The sequence below is a fragment of the Micromonospora arida genome, from assembly GCF_042873195.1.
GTDB lineage: Bacteria > Actinomycetota > Actinomycetes > Mycobacteriales > Micromonosporaceae > Micromonospora > Micromonospora arida.
In genome coordinates this window covers 48,778-55,228 of the sequence record NZ_JBIALC010000014.1, presented here as the reverse complement: position 1 = coordinate 55,228, position 6,451 = coordinate 48,778, and the positions used below count along the sequence as shown (strand labels likewise).

Genomic DNA, 6,451 nt, shown 5'->3' with positions numbered 1-6,451 from the left:
TGTGGCGGGCGGGCGGGGCCGCTATCAAAACCCCGTGCACACCCCGGGGGCGGCCTTGTCACACCCCGCGCGGGCCGGGGCGGGGGCCCCCCCTTTGGGGGGGGGCCCCCCCGCGGGGGTGGGGCGGGCGCGACGATCGTCGTGCCCGGTTGGTGCGCTGCCGAGGGCAGACGTCATCGGGACAGTTCCTTCTGATACTCGGCCTGGACCGCCTTCACGTACCCCTCGGGCGTCTGCTGACCGGCGATCAGCTTCTGCATCTCCGGCGTGATCGCGGCGGCGAAGATTCCGCCGGTCGCGTTCGCGGTGAAGTCCACAGCGCCGTTCTCCGCACCGAGTTGCTGTGACGCCTTCAGGGTCTCGGCCAGCACCGTGTTCGGGGCGGCGCTCGGCACCGGCAGGTCACTCGGGCCGCCAGGGCTGGAGCCGCCGACGGTCACCGAGATCTCGCGGGCCTTGGCGTTGGTGTGCACCCAGTTCAGGAAGTACGCGGCGGCGTCCGGGTTCTTGGCCTTGGCGGAGACGCCGAAGGTGTTGGGGGCGGACATCGCCACGTGCTTTCCACCGGCGGACTCGGTGGGGAAGAGGAAGAAGCCCACGTTGCCGGGCATCGACTTGTCGAGGTTGGCCGACTCCCAGTCACCGTTGAACATGAACAGGCCGTTGCCCTTCTGGAACTCCCCCACCATGCCCGCGTAGTCCAGGGCGTTGGCGTCCTTGGTGAAGTAGCCGGCCTGGGCCCACTTCTGGATGGTCTGGGTGGCCTTCAGGGCGGCCGGCGTGTCGAACGTGGCCCCCGGCTTCTGGAAGATCCAGTCGGCGACCAGGGTCGGGTCGCCGAACTGGTTCTGCAGTGCCTGGTGCGGGAAGTTGATGCCCGCGGTGTTCTTGTTGAACTGCATGATCGGCTGGACCCCACCGGTCTTCGCCTTGGCCAGCAGCTCCTCGAACTCGGCGACAGTGGCCGGCGGCTGGGTCATGCCGATCTGAGTGGCCAGCTTCTTGTTGTAGAAGACGCCTGTGACGCTGTAGCCGAGCCCCATCCCGTACAGCGAGCCGGTGCCCCGGGTGTTCTCGCCGACGCGCAGCTGCATGAGCTGCGAGGCGGGGAACTTGTCCCAGCCGTACGCGGTGAAGTACGGGTCGAGGTTCTTGAGCAGGTCGTCCTTGACCAGGTCGACCATGGTCGGGAGCCGGATGATGTCGGGCGAGTTGTCCGACGCCATCACCCGGGGCGCGTTCTCCACGATCACCGTGAACTGGTCCTCGCGGACGTTGAACTTGACGTTCGAGTGCTGCTTGGAGAACTCGTCGGCCAACGCCTTGGCCAGCGGGAAGCCGGTCTCCGCGTACATCTCCAGGGTGATCGGATCGGCGCCCAGCTCCGTCTTGACGGCGGCGTCGGACTTCTGGGTCGACGACCGGTCCTCCCCCGGCGCGCTGCAGGCCGTCGCGGTCATCCCGACCGCCAGCAGCGACGCGAGGAGCACAGCTCTCCGTCGCGGAAACTTTGTCAGCAATTCTGCCATTTCATGACTCCTTGACATCTCCACGCGTCCCGCGACCCACGGCCGCGCGACGGCTCCACCGGGACCACCGCGACCCGGCGGAGGTCACGACACGTACGCCGTGACCTGTCGCCCGAGCGCAGCACCCGTACCGTCAGCACAAAAGAACCCGGCACGGCCACCGAAGGCGCCTCTGGATGCACCAGAAGTGGTCGCTAAACTGATTTAGCAGAGCATGCGCGCGGCACGGGAAGCTGTCAAGGACAACTTGGCAACGGTGCGGAAACGTCGGGTTCACACCACACCCGACGTGACCGGCGCTCGATCCCGGACGGCGACGCATCATGATGGGCGGGAGCGGCGCCTGTGGCACCGCGCCTGATTCGGAGGATTGATGGGCCGCAACAGAGCAACACTCGCCGACGTCGCGCGGAGAGCCGGGCTGTCCAAGACCGCCGCGTCGATGGTGCTCAACGGCAGGGAGGGCACCCGACTCTCGGCCGAGGCGCACCAGCGGGTGTTCGCCGCCGCCGAGGAGCTCGGCTACCGGCCCAACCTCGCCGCGCGCAGCCTGCGCACCCGCAAGACGGCCACCATCGCGTTCGTCTCCGACATCGTGGCCACCACCCGGTTCGCCGGCGACCTCATCCGCGGCGCCCTCGACGCGGCCCGCGAAAGGGACCACGTCCTGCTCATCACCGAGACGCAGGGCGACGCCACCTTCGAGCAGTACGCCATCGAGGCTGTCCTGGACCGGCAGGTCGACGGGGTGATCTACGCGGCGATGGCGACCCGGCGGCTGACGGTGCCCGCGGCCATCCTCGGGGGCCCGGTGGTGCTGCTCAACGCCACCAGCCCCGACGGCCTGCCCAGCGTGGTCCCCGACGACGAGGGGGCCGGCCGCTCCGTCGCCACCGCCCTGCTGGAGCTTGGCCACCGCGATACGATCGCGCTCATCGGCCGCAACCGACTCAAGGAGGACGACCCGGAGGTCTCGCTCGCCGCCCGCGCCCGCCTGCACGGCATCCGGCAGACACTGGACGAGGCAAAGGTCGGCCTCCTGGCCGAGTGTTTCTGCACCGAGTGGTTGCCCGAGCACGGGTACGCCGCCATGCGCAGCCTGCTGAGCAAGCCGAAGCGACCCAGCGCGATCATCTGCATGAACGACCGGTTGGCCTTCGGGGCCTACCAGGCACTCGGCGAGGCGGGGCTGACCGTCCCGGAGGACATCTCGGTGATCTCGTTCGACGACGACCCGATCGCCGCCTGGTTGCGTCCGAGCCTGGCCACCACGGCGCTGCCGCACGAGCAGATGGGACGGCGAGCGGTCGAACTGCTCCTGGACGGGGGCGCCGCCGAACCCTCGCTCGTTCCGATGCCCCTGCGCCGACGCCGGTCCCTCGCGCCTCCGGCCGGCTGACCACCGGCCCTCCGATCCGTGCCGGCGGTTCGGCCTCGACCGGCGCTAAAACGGTTTAGTGCTAGGTTTCGGACCATGCTTCGTCTACCCGACCACTGGGTGTGGGACAGCTGGTACACGCGGGACGACAACGGCCTCTGGCACGTGTTCTTCCTGCGCGCGTCCCGTGCCCTGCACGACCCGCACCGCCGCCACCGCCGGGCCACCATCGGCCACGCCGTCTCGGCGGACCTGCGCTCGTGGCGCCTGGTCGCCGACGCCGTGGTCCCCGCCGACGCGCCCAGCTGGGACGACCTGGCGACCTGGACGGGCTGCACCGTCCGCGGGCCTGACGGACGCTGGTACCTGTTCTACACCGGGGTCGGTCGTGCGGAGGACGGGCTCGTCCAACGCATCGGACTGGCCGTCTCCGACGACCTCATGACCTGGCACCGGCACGGCACCGAACCGATCGTCCAGGCCGACCCCACCTGGTACGAGCTGCTGGACAAGGAGCTGTGGTACGAGCAGGCGTGGCGTGACCCGTGGGTGTTCCCCGACCCCGACGGCAAGGGTTGGCACATGCTCATCACCGCCCGCGCCAACACCGGTCCGGCGAACACCCGTGGCGTCGTCGGCCACGCCACCTCCACCGACCTCGTCACCTGGACCGTCGCGCCGCCGCTGTCGACTCCGGCCGGCTTCGGTCACCTGGAGGTGCCCCAGGTCGCGGTCCTCGACGGGCAGCCGCTGCTGCTCTTCTCCACCGAGGCCACCGGCAGCGCTCGGCGCGACGACCACCGGATCTGGGTGGCGACCGGCGAGACCACCCTCGGGCCGTGGGACATCGCGTCCGCCCAACCGTTCGCCCACCCGCACCTGTACGCGCCCCGGCTGGTCCCCGGACCCGCCGACGACTGGTCCCTCATCGGCTTCCTCGACCACGTCGACGGAACATTCGTCGGGGAACTCACCGATCCCATCCCGGTCCGCTACAGCTCCTCGACCGGGCTGACGGTGGTCGCAGAGCCGTAACCGGACAGGTCCGGGCCGAGGCGTCTCGCCCCGGCCCGGACCTGTCGGTGTCCAGCTACTGGATCAGCTGCGCAACTGCCACTGCTGGTTGGTGCCGCCGGAGCAGGCCCAGAGGATCAGCTTCGTGCCGTTCGCCGTCGCGGCGCCGTTGGCGTCCAGGCAGAGACCCGACTGCACACCGGTGATCGTGCCGTTGGCGTTGACGTTCCACTGCTGGTTGGTGCCGCCGTTGCAGTCCCAGATCACCACCGCGGTGCCGTTGCTGGTGCCCTGGCCGGAGGCGTCCAGGCACTTGGTGCCGTAGACCATGAGCTGACGGCTGGCGGTGTGGGTCCACCGCTGGTTGGTGGCCGCACTGATGCAGTCCCAGATCTGGGCCTGCGTGCCGTTTGTCGTGCTGGAGTTGCCGATCTCGGCGCACCGGCCCGACTGTGCACCCACGATCTGCACGTTCTGCGGGTTGGTGCCACCACCGCTCTGCACACCAGCCGCGTTGATCACCGTCTGCGCGCCCGACGGCCAACTGCCGTTGCTGACCGTGACGTTGCCGTTGACCACGTTGCCGCGGTCGCCGTTCGTCACGTTCGTGGAGTTGTTCGTCGACCAGTTGTTGGTGACCGTGAAGTTACCCATGTTCTCCGCGTACCAGTAGTTGGCGGTGGCCCAGGTACCGGTGGAGGAGAACACGTTGTTGCGGGCGGTGTAGTAGCGGGAGCCCTCGTCGAAGTAGAGCCCGAACCAGCCGTTGGTCCGCAGGCAGTAGTTCTGGTTGATGGTCGCGCCCGGGTTCGCCGACAGCGTGTAGATGCATCCGCCGTCGGTCATCTGCTGCATCACGTCGTGCACGTAGTTGCCGATGACCTGGTTGTTGGCCGCGGTGGTCGCCGTGGTGTAGCGCGGCTGGTAGTTGTACAGGCCCCGGTTCGCGTAGTGCTGACTGCCGCCCGCGTCGTTGGCGCCCCAGCCGTAGCCGACCGACAGGCCGGTGTACGGCATGTTGTAGACCTCGTTGTACGAAACCGTCGCCGTGTTCACGTAGGTGGTCAGGATCGAGACCACGCCCCGGTACTCCAGGCCGAGATCGTGCACCCGGTTGTTGCTGATGGTGATGTTGCGGTTGACCATCCGCTGATCACTGGGGTGGTGGGCGTCTGCGCGTACACCGCCGACCACGACGCCGCCGGCGGAGTTGCGGGCGATCTCGGAGCGGGTGACGGTGATGTTGCTGGCGCCCAGACCGACACCGCTGGCGTGGGCGTTGGCGTCGTTGCCGATGCCGATCGCGGTCTGCCCGAGGTTGACGAACTGGGAGTCGCTGAAGGTGATGGTGTTGGCCGCGGAGACCTGCACGGCGGCGGGCATCTGGTTCCAGTTGGGCCGGGTGGCCTCGAACTGGGGGCAGCCGGCCTGGCAGGAGGTCAGCGCGTCGGCCGGCCGGGACCAGGTGCCGGTGATGTGGGCGCCGGTCTGCTGGTCGGCGAAGCCGTTGCTGCTGCTCGGGCCGAGCCAACTGGTGCCGGTGAAGGTGATGCCGCTGAACGAGATGTGGTGTGCCGGCGAGGCGAGGGTGCCGCCCACGTTGACCAGGGACTGCAACTGCGGCAACTCGACGCTGACCGAGCTCATGTTCTGCCCGGCGAGGGGGATGTAGTTGAGCTGACCGTTGCTGGGGTTGAGGTACCACTCCCCCGCCGAGTCCAGGAACTCGTACGCGTTGGTCAGGTAGAAGGGGCCGGCGCGGTGCGGGCTGGAGAGGGTGTCGAACCCGAAGGTGTTGTTGTTCCACGCGGGCTGCTGCATCGTCAGGAAGTTTCCGCTGATGCTCTGCACCGGCGAGTACCGGTCGGTGAACGAACCGACGCTCTCCACCTCGACCCGGTTCTGGTTGCCGAGGTTGTTGAGGTAGCTGAGCGCGCCGTTGGTGAACCGCATGCCGGACGTGGTGAAGGTGAAGTCGGAGCGGTTCACGGCGGTACGTGCCCGGGTGGCCACGGCCCCGTTGACGTAGAGCTGACGGGAGTCGAGCCCGGCGCCGACGTTGGCCCGCCAGATGTTCTTCCCGGAGTCGACGAGCGACCAGCCGGTGACCGCCCGGGCGCCGGTGATCGTCGGACGTGCGCCGGAGGCCGCCCGCCAGATCACCTGATAGCCGTTGTTGCCCGAGTCGGCAGCGGTGAACCGCAGCGGCGACGACAGCCGGTACGCGCCGTTGGCCAACTCCACGACGATGTCACCGGACATCGCGCTGTTGATCGCCCGCACCGCGGTCTGGGCGGCGGTCAGCGAACACGGTTGGCTGGCGGAACACACGGTGCCGGTGCCGGCGGGCGACGCGTAGAGGGTGGTGGTGGCCGCTTGGGCCGGGGACACCGAGGCGGTTACCGCGACCAGGGCGGTCACCGCTGTCGCGGCGGCGCCGGCCAGCAGTCGGCGCAGCGACGAAAGGGACGAGGACACGGGACGGTGCTCCTGACGTGAGAACGGGGTGGGGGTGGCGCAACGGCCTCGA

At 68.8% G+C, this 6,451-nt stretch carries 4 protein-coding genes; 2 read left to right on the top strand and 2 right to left on the bottom strand.

Features of this window, described 5'->3' with window-relative positions:
• Window positions 1–173 precede the first annotated feature (173 nt).
• Entirely contained in the window at window positions 174–1,490 is a 1,317-nt protein-coding gene (locus ACFYP0_RS29075) for an ABC transporter substrate-binding protein (RefSeq protein WP_244219153.1), read from the bottom strand.
• A gap of 412 nt (window positions 1,491–1,902) precedes the next feature.
• Here ACFYP0_RS29075 and ACFYP0_RS29070 point away from each other — a divergent pair, with 412 nt between their 5' ends.
• Together ACFYP0_RS29070 and ACFYP0_RS29065 are read left to right on the top strand one after the other, a co-directional pair.
• Window positions 1,903–2,928: a LacI family DNA-binding transcriptional regulator gene (locus tag ACFYP0_RS29070; RefSeq protein ID WP_124860642.1), complete on the top strand. Its 1,026-nt coding sequence runs from the start codon at window positions 1,903–1,905 to the stop codon at window positions 2,926–2,928.
• Between the two features lie 18 nt (window positions 2,929–2,946).
• On the top strand, window positions 2,947–3,942 hold the full coding sequence (locus ACFYP0_RS29065) for a family 43 glycosylhydrolase (protein WP_279635916.1): 996 nt from the start codon (window positions 2,947–2,949) through the stop codon (window positions 3,940–3,942).
• Window positions 3,943–4,005: 63 nt separating this feature from the next.
• On the opposite strand, the gene ACFYP0_RS29060 is transcribed toward ACFYP0_RS29065, so the two are convergent.
• Window positions 4,006–6,399 (bottom strand): RICIN domain-containing protein, encoded by a 2,394-nt coding sequence (locus tag ACFYP0_RS29060; RefSeq protein WP_208741363.1) that lies wholly within the window; start codon window positions 6,397–6,399, stop codon window positions 4,006–4,008.
• Between the last annotated feature and the right edge of the window lie 52 nt (window positions 6,400–6,451).

Excerpts from the sequence above, each read along its gene's own strand:
- ACFYP0_RS29070 (WP_124860642.1), top strand. The coding sequence starts at position 1,903 with ATGGGCCGCAACAGAGCAACACTCGCCGACGTCGCGCGGAGAGCCGGG.